The organism is Micromonospora sp. NPDC023869, from assembly GCF_055559695.1.
Genome location: NZ_JBVHKD010000006.1, coordinates 21746 through 39223, shown reverse-complemented (window position 1 = coordinate 39223; position 17478 = coordinate 21746). Strand labels below are relative to the sequence as shown.

Below are 17478 nucleotides of genomic sequence, written 5' to 3'. Positions count from 1 at the left end.
TCGTCACGGGCTGCGAGGGCTTGACGCCATCACGGAGAAACGTACACTCCGAGTGTAATTAGTTTGGCCCGACGCGAGGAGGTGGGTCGATGACCGACGGCCTCGCGTTGCACGACGTCGGCGTGCGGTTCGGCGGCCTCACCGCGCTCGACGACGTCTCACTGCGGGTGTCCCCGGGCGAGGTGGTCGGCGTGATCGGCCCCAACGGCGCCGGGAAGACCACGCTGTTCAACGTGGTCTGCGGCTTCGTCACCCCGCACCGGGGCACGCTCACCCTGGACGGCCGGTCGCTGCGGCCCGCACCGCACCGCCTCAACCAGCTCGGCATCGCCCGGACACTCCAGGGCACCGGGCTGTTCGCCGGGCTCAGCGTGCTGGAGAACGTGATGGCCGGTGCCTCGCACCTCAGCCGGACCGGCCTGCTGCCGGCGCTGCTCGGGCTGCCCCGCAGCGACCGCGACGAGCGTCGGCTGCGCCGGCACGCGATGACCGTCCTGGCCGAGCTGGACGTCGCGGCGTACGCCTCGGCGGCACCCGACACCCTGCCCCTCGCCATCCGCCAACGCGTCGGCCTGGCCCGGGCGCTGGCCGCCCGCCCCCGGCTGCTGCTGCTCGACGAGCCCGCCGGAGGGCTCGGCGGCGAGGACGTGGCCGCCCTGGCGGACCTGGTCCGCGCGCTCCCGCACCGGGCCGCCGACCCCTGTGCCGTCCTTCTGGTGGAACACCACATGGACCTGGTGATGGCGGTCTGCGACCGGATCGTGGTGCTCGACTTCGGCCGGGTCGTCGCGACCGGAACGCCGGAGCAGGTCCGCGAGGACCCGGCCGTGCTGGACGCCTACCTCGGCGCGGCCGTGCCGCAGGACGCGGCGACGGTGCCGCAGGACGCGGCGCACCCCGGCGGGACCGCGTCGTGAGCGCGCCGCCGGCTCTGCTCAGCGTCGAGGCGCTGGCCGTCGGCTACGGCCCGGTGCCGGTGCTGCACGGCGTGGACCTGCGGGTGACCACCGGCACCATCGCCGCCGTGCTCGGCGCCAACGGCGCCGGCAAGACCACCCTGCTGCGGGCCCTCTCCGGTGTGCTGCGTCCCACCGCCGGCACGGTCCGCTTCGCCGGTGAGGACCTGCGTGGCGTCCGGGTCGAGCACCTGGTCCGGCGCGGCCTGGCGCACGTCCCGGAGGGGCGTGGCGTGATCGGCGAGTTGACGGTGGAGGAGAACCTGCGGCTGGGCGCGCTGTGGCGGGCGGACCGGGCGGACGCCGCCCGCGCCCTCGACGAGGTCTACCACCTCTTCGCACCGCTGGCCCGGCGCCGACGCCACCTCGGCCACCAGCTCTCCGGCGGGGAACGGCAGATGCTGGCGCTCGGGCGGGCCCTGGTGGCCCGACCCCGGCTGCTGCTGCTCGACGAACCGTCGCTCGGCCTGGCACCTCGGGTCGTGGCGCAGACCATGGCGCTGCTGCGGCGGCTCCGCGACGACACCGGGCTGACCGTGCTGCTGGTCGAGCAGAACGTCCGCAGCGCGCTCGCCGTCGCAGACCAGGGCATCGTGATGGCGCTCGGCCGGGTGGTGCTCGCCGCCCCGGCGGCCCGGCTCCGCGACGACGCCGACCTGCGCCACGCCTACCTCGGGTTCTGACGCAGAAGGAGGATCGTTGGACCGCTTCCTCTTCCTCACCCTCGACGGGCTGTCCCGAGGGGCGGTGTACGCGGCGTTCGCCCTCGCCCTGGTGCTCATCTGGCGGGCCGCCCGCATCGTCAACTTCGCCCAGGGCGCGATGGCCGTCGCCGCCGCGTACGCCGGGTACGCGGTGACCGCCGCCACCGGCTCGTACTGGGTGGGGTTCGCCGCCGCGCTGGTCGCCGGTCTGTTGCTCGGCGCACTCGTCGACGTGGCGGTGATGCGGCTGGTGGACCACCGCTCACCACTCAACCCGGTGATCGTCGCGCTCGGGCTGGTGCTGCTGATCCAGGCCGTCCTCGGCATGGTCCACGGCAACGAGTACCTGCCGGTCCAGGCCCCGCTGAGCCGTACCGCGCTGACCGCCGGTGGCCTGGCCGTGCTCTCGCCGTACGACCTGTTCGTCCTCGCCACCGTCGGCGTGGTCGGCGCGGCCCTGGTCTGGATCTTCACCCGGACGGCGGTCGGCCTGCGGATGCGCGCGGCGGCGTTCGCGCCCGAGGTCTCCCGGCTGCTCGGGGTCGACGTGGCCGGGATGCGGACCCTCGGTTGGGCGCTGGCCTCCGGCGTCGGCGCCCTGGCCGGCATGCTGGTGGTGCCGACCGAACTGGGCCTGCACCCGCACGCCATGGACCTGGTCTTCGTCACCGCGTTCACCGCAGCGGTGGTCGGCGGGCTGGACAGCCCACCCGGCGCGGTCGTCGGCGGTCTGGGCGTGGGGCTGCTGCTCTCCTACGTCAGCGGGTACGCCGGCGGCGACCTCATTCCCCTCGCGGTGCTCGCCCTGCTGCTGGCGGTGCTGCTGCTGCGTCCCGGTGGCCTGTTCGCCCCGGTGAACGCGAGGCGGGTGTGAGCGCCACCCGGGCGGCGTCGCCGCCCCGCCCCGCCGTCGACACGCGCGCCGGAGTCCGGCCGGTGCCGACCCTGCTGCGACACCTCGCCGTGGCACTCGTCGCCGCGCTGGTGGTGCTGGTCCTCAGCTACCAGCTCGACCCGTTCCGCAACTTCCAACTGGCCACCGTCGCCGCGTACGTCTGTGCGACCGCCGGGCTGACCGTCCTGACCGGACTGTGCGGGCAGCTCTCCCTCGGGCACGGGGCGCTGATGGCCACCGGCGCGTACACCGTCGCGCTGTGCCAGCGCGCCTTCGCCGACCGAGGCGTCACCTCCGGCGCGGTGCTGCCGGTGTCGTTGGGCGCGGCGGTGCTGGTCACCGTGGTCGTCGGTGCGGTCGTCGGGGTGGCCGCCGCCCGGCTGCGCGGCCCGTACCTGGCCGGGCTCACCCTGGCCGTCGCAGTCGTGGTGCCGGCGTCGGCGGTCACCTTCGACGGTCTCCTCAACGGTGAACAGGGCCTGGCGGTGCCGACCGCCCCGGCACCGGCCGCCCTGGGGACCGCGTTCCCGTACGAGCGCTGGCAACTGTGGTCGGCCGCCACGGCGGCCCTGCTCTGCCTGGTGCTGCTGGCGAACCTGGTCCGCAGTCGGTACGGCCGCGCCTTCCGGGCGGTACGCGACGACGAGGTGGCCGCCCGCCTCGCCGGCATCCACGTGGCCCGTACCCAGGTCGTCGCGTTCGTGGTCAGCGCCGCCGCCGCCGGTCTCGGCGGTGCCCTGCTGGCGGTGCTGGCGCAGAGCGTGTCGCCCGGCGCGTTCGGCCTGACCCTGTCGCTGTTCCTGCTGATGGCGGTGGTCATCGGCGGCCTCGGCCGGCTGGCCGGCGCGGTCTGGGGCGCCGTCGCGCTGGTCGCTCTGCCCGACCTCGCGCACTCGGTGACCGACCTGCTCACCCTCGCCCCGGCGACCGCCCGACGACTGGAGGGCAACCTGCCGTTGGCGATCTTCGGCAGCACGTTGATCGTCGTCATGATCGCCGCGCCCGGTGGCGTGCAGGGCGCCCTGTCCCGACTGGGCCGGGCGCTGCGGAAACGACAGCCGGCACACCCCACCCACCACCCCGCACCACCGGACCGATGAAAGGTCGGTGTCCCATGCGCTCCACGACACGACGCGGTCTCGCGACCGCCACCGCGCTCGTCCTGCTCGCCGGCTCCGTGGCCTGCGGCGGCGACGATTCCTCCGGCACCGTCCCCGGAGTCACCGACACGGAGATCGTCGTCGGCACCCACATGCCGCTGACCGGTCCGGCGTCGGCCGGCTACTCGAAGATCGCCCCGGCCACGAAGGCGTACTTCGACCACGTCAACGCCAACGGCGGCGTGCACGGCCGGAAGATCACCTACCGGTTCGTGGACGACGGGTACAACCCGGCGAACACCCAACAGGTGGTCCGGCAACTGGTGCTCCAGGACCGGGTCTTCGCGATCCTCAACGGTCTCGGTACGCCCACCCACACCGGCGTGCTCGACTTCCTGCACACCAACCGGGTCCCCGACCTCTTCGTCGCCTCCGGCAGCCGCAACTGGGACCAGCCCGACCGCTACCCGGGCACCTTCGGCTTCAACCCGGACTACACCGTCGAGGGCAAGATCCTCGCCCACCACGTGCGGACCACGCTGCCCGGCCGGAAGGTCTGCTTCCTCGGTCAGGACGACGACTTCGGGCGGGACGCCCTGGTCGGTGTGGAAAAGGTGCTGGGCGCCGAGGCGATCGTGGCCCGGCAGACGTACGTCACCAGCAACACCAACGTGGCGCCGCAGATCGGTGCGTTCAAGGCGGCCGGCTGCGAGGTCGTCATCCTGGCCACCGTGCCGGGCTTCACCGCGCTCTCCGTCGGCACCGCCGCCCGGCTGGGCTTCCGCCCGCAGTGGCTGGTCTCGAACGTCGGCGCCGACCAGCCGACCCTGGCCCGTCAGCTCGGCGACGCCGCCGGTCTGCTGGAGGGGATGATCGGGCTGAACTACCTGCCGATGCCCACCGACACCGGCGACCCGTGGATCCAGCTCTTCAGCCGGGTGAACGCCGAATACAACGGCGGCGCGGAGCTCGACGGCAACGTCGTCTACGGCATGGCCGTCGGGTACCTCTTCGTGCAGGTGTTGCTGGCCGCCGGGCCCGAGCTGACCCGGGACGGGTTGCTGGCGGCCGTCGCCCGGGGTGGCTTCCAGGGCCCGGGTGTGGCGCCGCTGCGGTTCTCCGCCACCGACCACTCCGGGTACGGCGGCGGCCGGCTGAGCCGGGTCGACGGGGGAGTGCAGCGCTACTTCGGCCCCACGTACCAGACCGACGAGGAGGACGGGCCGGTCGAGGAGTACACCGCGCCGCCGGTGACACCCCCGGCCGACGGGGTGCCGACGACCTGACCGCCGGTACTCCGACTCGCCGGATACGCAGCACGGCATATCGGGCGCAAACCCCCGCCGTCGCACGCGTCTAGACTCGGCTCGCACGACGGAACGTGACGGTGGGGGAGGCGGGCGCGGATGGGCAGGGCCGAGGCAGCGGGTCGGGCGGCGACACCGACGGCGGCCGAGGCGACAGGCCGCGTCGACGGGCGGACCGCCCGGGCCGAGCGCACCCGGGCGGCCATCGTGGAGGCGCACCTGGCCCTGATCTCCGAGGGTGACCTGCGCCCGACCGGTGAGCGCATCGCCGAGCGGGCCGGGATCTCGCTGCGGACGCTCTGGACCAACTTCAAGGACATGGAGACCCTGTTCGAGGCGAGCGGCCGGGAGCTGCTGCGCCAGCAGGACGCCGCCTGGCGGCCGATCTCGCCGACGTTGCCGCTGGCCAAGCGGGTGGACGCGTACTGCCGGCAGCGGGCGAAGCTGCTGCAACTCATCGCACCGGCGGCGCGGGCGGCCCAGATGCGCGAGCCGTTCTCCGCGCAACTGCGTCGCAACCGGCTCAAGCACCTGGCCCGGGTACGCGACGAGGTCGAGGAGTTGTTCGCCACCGAGCTGGCGCGCGCCGGCGCCGGTCGCGACCAACTGGTCCACGCAGTGGTGGCCGCGAGCACCTGGCCGGCCTGGTCGACGCTGCGCGACGGCCTCGGTCTCGGTGTGGACGCCGCCCGCGCCGTGTTGACCCGCACCGTGGAGGCCCTGTTCAGGACGGTCGCCGAAGCCTGATCCCCCTTTCCAAGCCGCCCGACGTGGGCGAGACTCGATGCATGGTTAATGCATCACGAGTGCAAATAACCTTCATCTGCGGTCGGCAACACGAGTGTCGGCAGATCCGGGACCTGCTCGCGACACCACCGGGGGCGGCCCTGCTGCTGCACGGCGAGCCCGGCGCGGGCCGGACCACCCTGCTGGCGTACGCCCACCGGCACGCCGCCGACCGGACGGTGCTCAGCGCGGCCGGACTGGCCGACGAGGCCGAGCTGCCCTACGCGGGCCTGCAACGGCTGCTCGATCCGGTCCGCGACCACGCCGCCGACCTGCCCGAGCGGCAGCGTCGGGTGCTGCACCGCGCGCTGACCGGGGACGGCTGCGGCGACGGCGACCGGCTCACCCTCACCGTGGCCGTCCTCGGACTGCTGGGCCGTGCCGCGCGGGAGCGCCCGCTGCTGTGCACGATGGACGACCTGGACACCGGGGACGCGCCGACCGCCCGGATCCTGGCCTTCGTGGCCCGGCGGCTGCGGCACCTGCCGGTCACGCTCCTGCTCACCGCCGGTGACGGCAGTCCGCTGGCCGGGATTCCCAGCCGTCGGCTGCCGCCGCTGGACGAGACCGCCAGTCGTGCGCTGCTCGCCGCCCGGTGCCCCGGACCACCGCCGGACTCGGTGCTCGCCACGTTGGCCGCGATCGGCGCCGGCAATCCCCAGGCCTTGGTGGACCTGGCCGACGCGCTCACCCGGGGCCAGTGGCTCGGGCGCGAGCCGTTGCCCGGCGCGCCGCCCGCAGACGGCAACCTCGGCCGCGCGTACCGGGCCATGCTGGACCGGCTGCCCGCCGACACCCGACGCGTCCTGCTGCTGACCGCGCTCGCCGCCGACATCGGCTCCGGCGTGCTGGCCCGAGCCGCCCGGACCGCCGGCACGGCCGTCGAGGCGCTGGCCCCGGCCGAGACGGCGGGGCTGGTGCGGACCGGCCCGTACGGCGACGTCACCTTCCCCCGACCGCTCGCCCGCGCGATGGTCGAGGCCACCGCCTCGGCGACCGAGCGGCGGACGGCGCACCTGCTGCTCGCCGCTGCCTGCGGCGCCCCCGGTCAGCGGCTGCGCCGCGCGCTGCACCGGGCCGCCGCCACCGACGCCCCGGACCCGGTGCTGGCCGCCGATCTGGTGGCGGTCGCCGACGACGGCGGGTACTCGGTCGACACGGCGGCGGCGCTGGCCCGGGCCGCCGAGCTGACCGACGACCCGGCGCTGGCCGCCGAGCGGCGGCTCACCGCCGCCCGTCATGCCTGGACGATCGGGCGCACCGGCCAGGCCCGCGCCCTGCTGCGGGCGCTGCCCGACCCGCCGGAGGGCGCCGGGCTCGGTGGACCGGTCACGCCCCGGGAGGTCGCTCTCGGCGGCCGGTCCGCCCTGCTGCGCGGCGAGATACGGCTGCGCTGCGGCACGCCGTCCACCGCGCTGCCCGTGCTGCTGGCCGCCGCCGACGCGCTGACCGGCACCGATCGCGCGGCGGCCCGGCTCGCCCTGCTGCGGGCCGGCGAGGCGGTGTGCTTCTCCGGGGAGCAGTACCGCTACGCCGAGGTCGCCCGCCACCCGGCCGCGAAGCGTCGCGACACCGAGGACCCGGAGGCGGAACTACTGACCACCCTGGTCGCCGGAGTCGCCGCGACACTGCGGGGCGAACACGCGCGCGGTGGGCCGCTGCTGCGCCGGGCGGTCGTCCTGGGCGGCCGGTCCGGCGTCGCCCTCACCCCGACCGCGCTGACCGGCGCGGCCGTCGCCGGCCTGCTGGTGGCGGTGGACGCCGCCGCGCACCGGCTCGCCGACCGCGCGGTGGAACTGGCCCGGACCCGGGGCGAGGTGTGCCTGCTGCCGCGCGCCCTGGAACTGCGGGCGATGAGCGAGTACTGGTTGGGCCGGCACGACGCGGCGGCACACAGTTGCCGTGAGGGGCTCCTGCTGGCCCGCTCCGGTGACCAGCATGCCAGCGCGGGGGTGCACCTCGGTCTGCTCGCCGTGCTCGCCGCGGTCCGTGCCGACCGGGACGCCGGCCTGCGGTACGTGGCCGAGATCGGGGACAGCGCCGCGCCGGGCAGCCGCCCGTACGCGCTGGCCCAGTGGGCGTTGTCCGTGCTCGACCTGGTGGACGGCCGGTACGCCGACGCTGCCGACCGGCTCACCTCGCTGGCCCGCCCGGGCACCGGCCGGGGTCAGGTCCTGGTGCAGGTGATGGCGACGCCGCATCTGGTGGAGGCCGCCGCCTGCGCCGGTCGTCCCGCGCAGGCCCACGCCGCGCTGGCGGTCTTCGACCGCTGGGTCGGCAGTACCACCAGCTCGTCGCGACGGGCTCTCTCCGCGCGGTGCCACGCGCTGCTGGCGCCCCGGGGCAGCACCGAGGCGGAGGAATCGTTCCGGGCCGCCCTGCGACTGCACCCGGCCGACGTCGCCACCTTCGAGCGGGCCCGCACCGAGCTGCTGTTCGGCCGGGAACTGCGGCGTCGCCGTCGACCGCGCGACGCCCGGGCGTACCTGCACCGCGCCCGGCAGGCGTTCGTGCTGCTCGGCGCGCAGACCTGGGCCGAGCAGGCGACGGCCGAGCTGCGGGCGGCGGGGGAGTCGGTCGGTGTGCCGCAGCGCCCGGCCGAACGGCTGCTCACCGGCCAGCAGCTCCGCATCGCGCGGCTGGTCGCCGAGGGCGCCACCAACCGGGAGATCGCCGATCGGATGTTCCTGTCCACCCGGACCGTCGACCATCACCTGCGCAACGTATTCCACCGGCTCGGCGTGCGGTCGCGTACCGAGCTGACCCGCGCGTTGGACGGGACACCACCGCAATATTCAACCTATTCATGACGGGCGTCAGAAATTCTTGACATCTGGTGCTCGGGTGACTGAACATGGCCACCACGGCAGGGTGACCCCACTCACACCCGAACGCGTCCGCACCTTCGAGGCATCCGCCGTGTCGACGCACCCCACCGCCCCCGCCCAGGAAGGGCCCCGTCCATGAAGAAGGTCATCACTTTCGGGTTGGTCGCCGCCGTCGCGATCGCCCTCACCGCATGTACCGACTCCGACGCGACCGGCACCGAGCCGTCCGACGGCGACCTGCGCCAGGTGCGGGTCGCGGCGCTACCCATCACCGAGACCGCCGCGCTGTGGGGCGGCATCAAGGCGGGCATCTTCGCCAAGCACGGGCTGGGGGTCGAGGTGCTGCCCGCGCAGGGCGGTGCCCAGGCGATTCCGGCGCTGATCAACGGTGACATCGAGTTCGCCATCGGCCAGCCGTTCGGTCCGTTCCGGGCCGACCTGCAGGACCTCGGCGTGGTGATGATCGGCAACTACGCGTCCTCGTACGCCGAGGGCGACGACATCAACGCCGTCGTGGCGTCCGCGGCGTCGGGCATCACCCGGCCCGCTCAGCTCGCCGGGAAGCGGGTGTCGGTGAACAGTCTGGGCGCGGCCGGTGACGTGACCATCATGGCCGCGGTGGAGAAGGACGGCGGTGACCCGTCCACCATCAGGTTCGTCGAGGTCGCGTTCCCGGACGCGCCGGCCCAGTTGGAGGCCGGCAACATCGACGCCGCCTGGGTGCCGGAGCCGTTCGTCACGCAGCTGCGCGGCCGGGGGGACGCCTTCGTGGTCGCGCCCTATCAGGAGGTCGTCCCGGGGCTCGCCACGCTGACCACGATCACCACGAAGGAGCGTACCGAGTCCGACGCCGAGCTGATCGCCGCCTTCTCGACGGCGATGAAGGAGACGCTCCAGTGGGCGCAGGACCCCGCCAACGAGGCGGACGTCCGGCAGGCCATCAAGGACAATTTGCAGCTTCCCGAGCCGGTGGCGGACTCGGTACGACTGCCCGAGTTCGGCTGGGACCTGGACCGGGAGAGCCTGACCACGCTCGCCACGCTCGCCGGCAAGTACCAGGTGCTCGATCGGCAGCCGAACTTCGACCGTCTCATCCAGCAGCAGTAGCCCTCGCGGTCCCGCCCTTCCCGGCCGACCGCCGGGGAGGGCGTCGCCGCCGACCACGGGAGCGACATGCACGTGTCATCCATCCGGCGGACCCGCCCGCCACGCAAGGTGCTGCTGGGCGCCGCAGGTCTGGTGGGATTCCTCGTCGTCTGGCAGTTGGTGCCGACGCTCGGCCTGGTCAACTCGCAGTACCTGCCGTACGTCACGGACGTGCTCGTCCGGCTCGCCGAGGAGTTCCGCGACGTCGCCTTCTGGCGGCGGCTCGGTCACACCATGACCTCGTGGGCGATCGGGCTGACCGTGGCGACGGTCGCCGCGGTCGTCCTGGGCACCCTCGTCGGGCTGGTGCCCGTCCTGCGTCGCGCGACCCACACGATGGTCGAGTTCCTGCGCCCGATCCCCTCGGTGGCACTCATCCCGCTGGCCGTGCTGATGTTCGGCATCCAGATGAAGGCCGCGCTCGTGATCATCATCTACGCGTCCTTCTGGCAGGTGTTCGTGCAGGTCATCTATGGCGTGGCGGACGTCGACGCGGTGGCCCGGGACACCGCGCGCAGCTTCCGGCTCACCCGGCGCGAGCGCCTGACCTATCTCGTGCTGCCGACCACCCTGCCGTACCTGATGACGGGTGTCCGGCTGGGCGCGGCGGTGGCGCTCATCCTCGCCATCACCTCGGAGATGGTGATCGGCAACCCCGGGTTGGGACGCATGATCGAGCTGTCCCGCTCGGCCGGTGACGCGGTCGGCCTGTACGCCCTGGTGGTGGTCACCGGCCTGCTCGGGCTGCTGGTGAACCTCGTCTTCCGGTTCGTCGAGCGGCGGTCACTGTCCTGGCACCAGTCCGTCCGAGGCGAGGAGCCCCGATGACCGCGCGCGCCGAACGGATCGCCGCCCGGCCGCGCGGGCGTGATGTCGCGTCCCGCGTCGCGTCGGGCTTCCTCTACTCGCTCGGGCTGCCCTTCCTGCTCCTGGTGGTCTGGGGTGCGGCGTCGACGGTGTCGACGAACCGGTTCTTCCCCGGCCCGCTCACCATCGGCGAGGCGTTCCGGGAGACCTGGGTCGGCCCCGCCTTCGTCCACGACGTGCTGCCCAGCCTCTATCGACTCGTGCTCGGCATCGCCGCGTCGATCGTGATCGGCGTCGCCCTCGGCACGCTCATCGGACTGTTCCGGTGGCTGAGCGAACTGCTGGAGCCGCTGCTGGAGTTCTTCCGGGCCATCCCCCCGCCGGTGCTGATCCCGGTGGTGATGCTGCTGCTGGGCATCACCGACACGATGAAGGTGGTGGTCATCGTCTCCGGCGCCGTCTGGCCGATCCTGCTGAACACCATCGACGGTGTCCGGGCCACCGACAGCGTCATGTCCGAGACCGCCGACTCGTTCCGGATCACCTGGTGGGAGCGGCTGCGCTTCCTCGTGCTGCCGGCGGCGAGCCCGCGCATCATGGCCGGCGTCCGGCAGGGGCTCTCGGTGGCGCTGATCCTGATGGTGATCTCGGAGATGTTCGCCTCGTCCGCCGGGTTGGGCTACCGGATCGCGTACTTCCAGCGGAACTACCTCATCGCCGAGATGTGGAGCGGCATCCTCCTGCTCGGCCTCGTCGGCGTCCTGCTCGCCGTGACCTTCGGTGTCGTCGAACGGCGGGTGCTGCGTTGGTACCACGGAATCAGGGAGGTCAACCGTGCCTGAGCGGGACATGTTGCTCAAGGTGGAGCACCTACGGAAGGTGTACGAGTCCGCGTCCGGCGACGTCGAGGCGATCGGGGACGTCAGCTTCACCATGGCCGCCGGTGAACTCGTCTGCATCGTCGGCCCCTCCGGCTGCGGCAAGACCACGCTGCTGAAATGCCTGGCCGGGTTGCTGCGGCCCACCGGCGGGCTGGTCGAGATGCACGGGACCCCGGTGACCGGCCCGAGTCCCGCCATGGCCGTCGTTTTCCAGGAGTACGGCCGCAGCCTCTATCCGTGGCTGACCGTGCGGGGCAACGTCGAACTGCCGTTGCGGCACAAGAAGTTGTCCCGGGCGGCGCGCGAGCGGCTGGTCACCGACGCGATCGAGGCGGTGGGCCTCGGGCACGCCGCCCGCAGCCACCCCTGGCAGCTCTCCGGCGGCATGCAGCAGCGGGTGGCGATCGCCCGGGCGGTCGCGTACGAGCCGGAAGTGCTGATCATGGACGAGCCGTTCGCGGCGGTCGACGCCCAGACCCGGGCGGACCTGGAGGACCTGGTGCGGGAGCTGCACGCGACCCGCAAAATATCGATTGTCTTCGTTACCCACGACATCGACGAGTCGGTCTACCTGGGCGAACGGGTTCTAGTATTGTCCAAGTCGCCGACCTGGGTGCAGGAGGATCTCGCCATCGACCTGCCGCCGGAGCGTGACCAGATCACGACTCGCGCGCTACCCCGCTTCACGGAGCTGCGGACCCACGTCTACGACCAGATCCGGCGCGCCAAGGGCGCCCAGACCGTCGCCCCGTGACCGTGGCCAGGTCGGAGCCGTCCGAGAGGGAGGACTGTGCGCAGTCGTCAGCCGAAGCAACTGCTGCTCGCATTCTTCGGTGAACACGTCGTCGACGACGATCCGGGGCCGGTTCGCGCCAGTGTCCTGATCGGGGTGCTGGAGGGGGCGGGGGTCGCCGCCCCGGCGACCCGGGCCACCCTCGACCGGCTCGTGCAGACCGGCATCCTCGCCCGCAGCAAGAGCGGCCGGGAGATCCAGTTCTCGCTCACCGAGCACGGCGTGGCGGTGCTGCGCGAGGCGACCGAGCGGGTCCGTGGCCCACGCCCGTTCGATCCGCAGGGCACCGGCTGGACCCTCGTCACGTTCACCATCCCGGAGGGGCAGCGGACCCTGCGTCACCGGCTGCGGTCCACGCTGACCTGGGAGGGCTTCGCGCCGCTGCGCGACGGGCTGTGGCTGGCGCCCGGCGAGGTCGACCTCGCCGGGTCCCTGGAGCCGCTGTGTCAGGACCTGCCGCCGAACACGGTGATCGCCTTCCACGCCCGCGAACTGGCCGGGTTCCCGATCGCCGAGAGCGTCCGGGCCGCCTGGGACATCGAGGCGATCCGGCGCGAGCACCTGGCGTTCATCGAGGTGTGGGAGGACCCGGAGGCGGCGACGCAGGCACCCAGCGCGCTCACCGTCCGCACGATGCTGGTGGCGGACTGGCTCGCGTTGCTGCGCGCCGATCCGCGACTACCGCGCGAGTTCATGGACGCGCAGTGGCCGGCCGCCCGGTCGACGCAGGTCTACCGACGGATGCACGAACGGTTGGCCGACGCCTCCGCCGCGGAGTTCGCCGCGCTGGTCACCACTCGCGCTGCCACCACCCGCCGAAGCGGCTCCGCAGGTCCGCCTTCCGCACCTTCCCCGACGCGGTCCGCGGCAGTTCGTTCACGATGACGACGTTCTTGGGCAGCTTGTAACGGGCCACCTTGCCGTCCAGGAAGTCGCGGACGGTGTCGACGTCCACGGCGACACCCGCCCGGATCGTCATGATCGCCCAGGGCACCTCGCCCCAGCGCTCGTCCGGGACGCCGATGACCGCCACACCGGTCACCCCGTCGATCTCGCCGAGCAGCAGCTCGATCTCGGCCGGGTAGATGTTCTCCCCACCCGAGATGATCATGTCTTTGAGGCGGCCCGCGATGTGCAGGTAGCCGTCGTCGTCCAGGTAGCCGAGGTCACCGGAGCGGAACCAGCCGTCCGTGGTGAACGCGCCGGCCGTCGCCTCGGGCATCCGGTGGTAGCCCCGGAACACGTTCGGGCCGGCGATCTCGATCTCGCCGATGCTGCCGGCGGGAGCCGGGCCGCCGTCGGTGTCGGCGACGCGTACCTCGGTGAAGAAGTGCGGCAGGCCCACGCTGCCCTGCTTCGCCCGGGTCATGGCCGGCGGCAGCGAGGTGGCTCCCGGTGACGCCTCGGTCATGCCGTAGCCCTGCGAGAACGACAGGCCCCGCTCCTCGTACGCGTTGAGCACCCGGACCGGCACCGCCGATCCGCCGCAAGTGAGCTTGCCCAGGGTGGACAGGTCGGTGGTGGCCCAGTCCGGGTGGTCGGCCATCAGCTGGAAGGTGGTCGGCACGCCGCTGAGCATGGTGACGCCGTGCCGCGCGATCTGGGCGAGCGCGCGTCCCGGCTCGAAACCCTTCTCCAGCACCAGGGTGCCGCCCTTGAGCAGGATCGGCAGCGCGCCCATGCCGAGCGAGGCGACGTGGAACAGCGGCGAGATCATCAGGGCGATGTCGGTGGACACCACGTCGTAGTCGACGATGCAGTTCAGCGCCGTCCAGGTCAGGTTGCCGTGGGTCAGCACGGCGCCCTTGGCCCGCCCGGTCGTGCCCGACGTGTAGACGATCGCGGCCGGGTCCCGCATGGTGATCCGTTCGGGCGCGTCGTCCCGGGGCGCGGTCTCGGCCAGCCGATCGAGGCCCGGGGCCTCCGCGCTCCCGGGGCCGGTCGGCACCACGTGCGACGGCCGGGACGCCGCCGCGACCGAGGCCACCCGGGCGGTGAACTCGGGGTCGTGGACCAGCACCCGGGCACCGCTGTCGCTGAGCACGTGAGTGATCTCGGGAGTCGCCAGCCGGGTGTTGACCGGCACGAAGGCGGCGCCCAGCCGGGTGGTCCCGAACATCACCTGGAGGAACTGGGGGCTGTTCTCACCCAGGTACGCGACGGTGTCCCCCTTGCCGACGCCGAGATGCCGCAGCGCCGCCGCGACACCGTCCGTGGCGTCGGCGAGCTGCCGGTACGTCATGGTCGCCTGCTCGCCGTGGACGAGCGCGATCTTCTCCGGTGACTTGAGTCGGCGCTTGGCCAGCCAGCCGCCGATCCCTTGGTGGTGCATCAGCAGTCTCCTGGTGGTGGAGGGCGGTGGGTGGCCGGGCGGCTGTGGTCCCGGCAGGTCAGGCGTAGAAGCGGTAGATCCCCCGCGCGACGACGGCGGGCTTGCCCCCGCCGTCGATCTCGATGGTCTGGTCGACGGCGATCTGGTAGCCGCCCGCCACCTCGGTGACCTCGGCGACGACGGCCCGCATCCGGACCCGCGACCCGACCCGCACCGGTGCCGGGAAGCGCACCTTGTCCAGGCCGTAGTTCACCTTCGTGGACACGCCGGTCACGTCGAGCAACTCCGTCCAGAACGGCACGGCGAGGGAGAGGGTGAGAAAGCCGTGGGCGATCGGCGCACCGAACGGGCCGTCCTTGGCGCGTTCCGGGTCGACGTGGATCCACTGGTGGTCGTCGGTCGCGTCGGCGAACAGGTCGATCTGGTCCTGGGTGACGGTCCGGTACTCGGTGTGCCCGAGGTCGGTGCCGCCGAGGCCGGCGAGCTGGTCGTAGGCGATGGTGGTGGTCACGGGTGTCCTTCCGTCGTCATCCGGCCAGGCGCAGCAGCCGGGCGGCGTTGTCCTTCAGGATGCCGGGCAGCACGTCGGGCTTGAGGTCGGTGCTCGCCACGTCCCGCAGCCAGCGGTCCGGGGTGAGCAGCGGGTAGTCGGTGCCGAAGAGCACCCGGCTCTTGAGGATCGAGTTGGCGTAGCGCACCAGCTCGGCCGGGAAATACTTCGGGCTCCAGCCGGACAGGTCGATCCAGGTGTTCGGTTTGTGCGTCGCCACCGACAGCGCCTCGTCCTGCCACGGCACCGACGGGTGGGCCATGATGATCTGGAGGTCCGGGAACTCGGCGGCGACCGGGTCGAGCAGCATCGGGTTGGACAGCCCGAGCCGGAAGCCGTAGCCGCCGGGCAGTCCCGCGCCGATGCCGGTCTGCCCGGTGTGGAACAACGCCGGCAGTCCCGCCTTCTCGATCAGGCCCCACAGCGGCGCGTACTCCTCGTGGCTCGGGTCGAAGCCCTGCACGGTGGGGTGGAACTTGAACCCGCGTACGCCCTCGTCCTCGATCAGCCGGGCGGCGAGTTCCAAAGCCGCCTCGCCGGTGCGCGGGTCGACCGAGCCGAACGGCACGAGCACGTCGGCGTGCTGGGCGGCGGCACGGGCGATGTCGGCGCTGGACAGCGGCGGGTGCGCCAGTTGCGTCCGCGCGTCGACGCTGAACACCACGGCCGCCATGTTCCGTTCGCGGTAGTACTGCGCGACCGCGTCCACCGCCGGACGCGGGCCGTCGGTGCGGAAGTACTTCGAGGCGGCGGCGACGAGCGGATCGGGCAGCGAGGCGTGGCCGTGGTCGTCGATCTCGATGTGTACGTGCATGTCGATCGCGGTGACGGCGTCCAGGTCGATCGCGGGCTGGTACATGCTCGGGAACCTTCGTCCGGCGGGTCAGGAGGCGGTGTCGCGGAACTCCTCGGGCAACTCAGGGAAGCGCTCGCCGACGCTGCGCAGCGCACCGGCGAACTCGGTCGGCCACGCGGTGACCAGCGCGTCGTACGACCAGCCGCCCTCGTGGTGGGCGGTGAGCGCGACCTCCGGGTGGGTCCAGATCTGGATCCGGTCGCCGCCCACGCCGATCACCTGGCCGGTCACCTCGGCGGCGCTGTCGGAGCCGAGGAAGGCGACCAACCCGGCCACGTCGTCGGAGGTGCCGAAGCCGAGGTCGTGCCGGAAGAAGGCGGGCATCGGCTCACCGGCGGCCTCGGCGCGGACCGCGGCGGCGAAGTAGGGGACGGTGGCGGTCATCGCGGTCGCGGCGACCGGGACGACGGCGTTGACCGTGATGCCAGCCCGCTTGAGCTCCAACGCCCAGGTCCGGACCATGCCGACGATGCCGGCCTTGGCGGCCGCGTAGTTGGTCTGGCCGAAGGTGCCGCGTTGGCCGGTGGGGGAGCCGATGCAGATGATCCGCCCGCCCTCGCCGGCCTGGCGCATGTGCCGCACGGCCTCGCGCACGGTGGTGAAGGTGCCGCGCAGGTGCACGCCGATCACGGTGTCGAAGTCCTCGTCGGTCATCTTCCAGAGCACCGTGTCGCGTAGTACTCCGGCGTTGGTGACCAGGATGTCGAGCCGACCGAAGCTCTCGACCGCGGTGGCGACCAGGGCCTGCGCGGTCTCGGTGGGGCCGACCGGTGCGACCACCGCGACGGCACGTCCGCCGGCCGCCCGGATCGCCGCGACGGCGTCGGCGGTCGCCTGCTCGTCCACGTCGTTGACCACGACCGCGGCGCCCCGCTCCGCCAACTGGCGGGCGTAGGCGAGGCCGAGACCGCGTCCGGCTCCGGTGACGATTGCGACTTTGCCGTCCAGGGACATGGGCACTCCTTCGCGTCGAGATCGATCGGAACATGAATCGTTGAGAAAGTCAATTATTGGTGAGGCTTGCTATCATCGTCGCCGTGCCCCCTCCCGAGAGAGCCCGACCGGCCGACGGCCTGCGGGACAGCGTGCTCGGCCGGGATCTGAGCTTCCTGCTGGTGCGCGCCAACGCGCTCACCCTCGCCGCGGCCAACGCCGCCCTGGCCGAACACGGCCTGAAGGCCCGCTCGTACTCGGTGCTCGCGCTGGCCGCCGACGACACCCGCCCCACCCAACGGGAGCTGGCCGAGTTCCTCCGGCTGGACCCGAGCCAGGTGGTGGCGCTCATCGACGACCTGGAGAGACGCGGCCTGGTCGAGCGCCGCACCGACCCCGCCGATCGGCGCGCCAACGTCCTGGTCGCCACGGACGAGGGGCGCGAGCTGTTCGCCCGCGCCCAGTCCTCCGCGCACGCCGTGGAGCTGGGGTTGCTGGCCGCGGTCACCCCCGAGGACCACGCCCGGCTGGCGCAACTGCTGCGCCTGCTCGCCTTCCCGGACTGAGCCGGTGTCGGACCGAGCCGGTGCCGGGCGACGCCGGA

17 protein-coding genes are annotated in these 17478 nt (G+C 72.8%); 13 read left to right on the top strand and 4 right to left on the bottom strand.

Going from position 1 to position 17478, the window contains the following annotated elements; all coding sequences use genetic code 11:
* The first annotated feature begins 89 nt into the window (after positions 1-89).
* The 12 genes from ACZ31C_RS18240 to ACZ31C_RS18185 all read left to right on the top strand — a co-directional run bounded on the left by ACZ31C_RS18240 (position 90) and on the right by ACZ31C_RS18185 (position 13088).
* Complete coding sequence (locus ACZ31C_RS18240) at positions 90-917, top strand: ABC transporter ATP-binding protein (protein WP_465796284.1); 828 nt, start codon at positions 90-92, stop codon at positions 915-917.
* Complete coding sequence (locus tag ACZ31C_RS18235; RefSeq protein WP_465796283.1) at positions 914-1639, top strand: ABC transporter ATP-binding protein; 726 nt, start codon at positions 914-916, stop codon at positions 1637-1639. Before ACZ31C_RS18240 ends, ACZ31C_RS18235 begins: the two co-directional genes overlap by 4 nt.
* A gap of 16 nt (positions 1640-1655) precedes the next feature.
* Positions 1656-2534, top strand: coding sequence for a branched-chain amino acid ABC transporter permease (locus tag ACZ31C_RS18230; protein WP_465796282.1), 879 nt, complete (start codon positions 1656-1658; stop codon positions 2532-2534).
* Positions 2531-3655, top strand: a complete 1125-nt coding sequence (locus tag ACZ31C_RS18225) for a branched-chain amino acid ABC transporter permease (protein WP_465796281.1) — start codon at positions 2531-2533, stop codon at positions 3653-3655. Before ACZ31C_RS18230 ends, ACZ31C_RS18225 begins: the two co-directional genes overlap by 4 nt.
* Before the next feature lie 14 nt (positions 3656-3669).
* On the top strand, positions 3670-4941 hold the full coding sequence (locus tag ACZ31C_RS18220) for an ABC transporter substrate-binding protein (protein ID WP_465796280.1): 1272 nt from the start codon (positions 3670-3672) through the stop codon (positions 4939-4941).
* Positions 4942-5061: 120 nt separating this feature from the next.
* Positions 5062-5709, top strand: a complete 648-nt coding sequence (locus ACZ31C_RS18215) for a TetR/AcrR family transcriptional regulator (protein ID WP_465796279.1) — start codon at positions 5062-5064, stop codon at positions 5707-5709.
* Between the two features lie 59 nt (positions 5710-5768).
* Positions 5769-8558 (top strand): helix-turn-helix transcriptional regulator, encoded by a 2790-nt coding sequence (locus ACZ31C_RS18210; RefSeq protein WP_465796278.1) that lies wholly within the window; start codon positions 5769-5771, stop codon positions 8556-8558.
* A gap of 153 nt (positions 8559-8711) precedes the next feature.
* Positions 8712-9683 (top strand): ABC transporter substrate-binding protein, encoded by a 972-nt coding sequence (locus tag ACZ31C_RS18205; protein ID WP_465796277.1) that lies wholly within the window; start codon positions 8712-8714, stop codon positions 9681-9683.
* 66 nt (positions 9684-9749) lie between these two features.
* Positions 9750-10550 (top strand): ABC transporter permease, encoded by an 801-nt coding sequence (locus ACZ31C_RS18200; RefSeq protein WP_350696835.1) that lies wholly within the window; start codon positions 9750-9752, stop codon positions 10548-10550.
* A complete protein-coding gene (locus ACZ31C_RS18195; protein ID WP_465796276.1) occupies positions 10547-11371 on the top strand; it encodes an ABC transporter permease in 825 nt (274 codons plus the stop codon). The genes ACZ31C_RS18200 and ACZ31C_RS18195 overlap by 4 nt, the downstream gene beginning before the upstream one ends.
* Complete coding sequence (locus ACZ31C_RS18190) at positions 11364-12164, top strand: ABC transporter ATP-binding protein (protein ID WP_396745533.1); 801 nt, start codon at positions 11364-11366, stop codon at positions 12162-12164. The genes ACZ31C_RS18195 and ACZ31C_RS18190 overlap by 8 nt, the downstream gene beginning before the upstream one ends.
* 36 nt (positions 12165-12200) lie before the next feature.
* On the top strand, positions 12201-13088 hold the full coding sequence (locus tag ACZ31C_RS18185) for a PaaX family transcriptional regulator (RefSeq protein WP_465796275.1): 888 nt from the start codon (positions 12201-12203) through the stop codon (positions 13086-13088).
* On the opposite strand, the gene ACZ31C_RS18180 is transcribed toward ACZ31C_RS18185, so the two are convergent.
* The 4 genes from ACZ31C_RS18180 to ACZ31C_RS18165 are packed head-to-tail and all read right to left on the bottom strand — an operon-like array spanning position 12994 to position 16895.
* Positions 12994-14535, bottom strand: coding sequence for an acyl-CoA synthetase (locus ACZ31C_RS18180; RefSeq protein WP_465796274.1), 1542 nt, complete (start codon positions 14533-14535; stop codon positions 12994-12996). The genes ACZ31C_RS18185 and ACZ31C_RS18180 overlap by 95 nt on opposite strands.
* A gap of 58 nt (positions 14536-14593) precedes the next feature.
* Positions 14594-15046 carry a MaoC family dehydratase gene (locus tag ACZ31C_RS18175; RefSeq protein WP_449949452.1) on the bottom strand — a complete coding sequence of 151 codons (453 nt, stop codon included), beginning with the start codon at positions 15044-15046 and terminating at the stop codon, positions 14594-14596.
* 16 nt (positions 15047-15062) lie between these two features.
* A complete protein-coding gene (locus tag ACZ31C_RS18170) occupies positions 15063-15944 on the bottom strand; it encodes an amidohydrolase family protein (protein ID WP_396745545.1) in 882 nt (293 codons plus the stop codon).
* 24 nt (positions 15945-15968) lie between these two features.
* The gene (locus ACZ31C_RS18165; RefSeq protein WP_465796273.1) at positions 15969-16895 is read right to left on the bottom strand and encodes an SDR family oxidoreductase; all 927 of its coding nucleotides are present in this window, start codon (positions 16893-16895) and stop codon (positions 15969-15971) included.
* A gap of 83 nt (positions 16896-16978) precedes the next feature.
* Between ACZ31C_RS18165 and ACZ31C_RS18160 the strand changes: the two genes are divergently transcribed.
* Entirely contained in the window at positions 16979-17440 is a 462-nt protein-coding gene (locus ACZ31C_RS18160) for a MarR family winged helix-turn-helix transcriptional regulator (RefSeq protein WP_131052760.1), read from the top strand.
* Positions 17441-17478: the final 38 nt, after the last annotated feature.

Excerpts from the sequence above, each read along its gene's own strand:
- ACZ31C_RS18240 (WP_465796284.1), top strand. The coding sequence starts at position 90 with ATGACCGACGGCCTCGCGTTGCACGACGTCGGCGTGCGGTTCGGCGGC.
- ACZ31C_RS18220 (WP_465796280.1), top strand. The coding sequence starts at position 3,670 with ATGCGCTCCACGACACGACGCGGTCTCGCGACCGCCACCGCGCTCGTC.
- ACZ31C_RS18215 (WP_465796279.1), top strand. The coding sequence starts at position 5,062 with ATGGGCAGGGCCGAGGCAGCGGGTCGGGCGGCGACACCGACGGCGGCC.
- ACZ31C_RS18205 (WP_465796277.1), top strand. The coding sequence starts at position 8,712 with ATGAAGAAGGTCATCACTTTCGGGTTGGTCGCCGCCGTCGCGATCGCC.
- ACZ31C_RS18200 (WP_350696835.1), top strand. The coding sequence starts at position 9,750 with ATGCACGTGTCATCCATCCGGCGGACCCGCCCGCCACGCAAGGTGCTG.
- ACZ31C_RS18195 (WP_465796276.1), top strand. The coding sequence starts at position 10,547 with ATGACCGCGCGCGCCGAACGGATCGCCGCCCGGCCGCGCGGGCGTGAT.
- ACZ31C_RS18180 (WP_465796274.1), bottom strand. The coding sequence starts at position 14,535 with ATGCACCACCAAGGGATCGGCGGCTGGCTGGCCAAGCGCCGACTCAAG.
- ACZ31C_RS18170 (WP_396745545.1), bottom strand. The coding sequence starts at position 15,944 with ATGTACCAGCCCGCGATCGACCTGGACGCCGTCACCGCGATCGACATG.
- ACZ31C_RS18165 (WP_465796273.1), bottom strand. The coding sequence starts at position 16,895 with ATGTCCCTGGACGGCAAAGTCGCAATCGTCACCGGAGCCGGACGCGGT.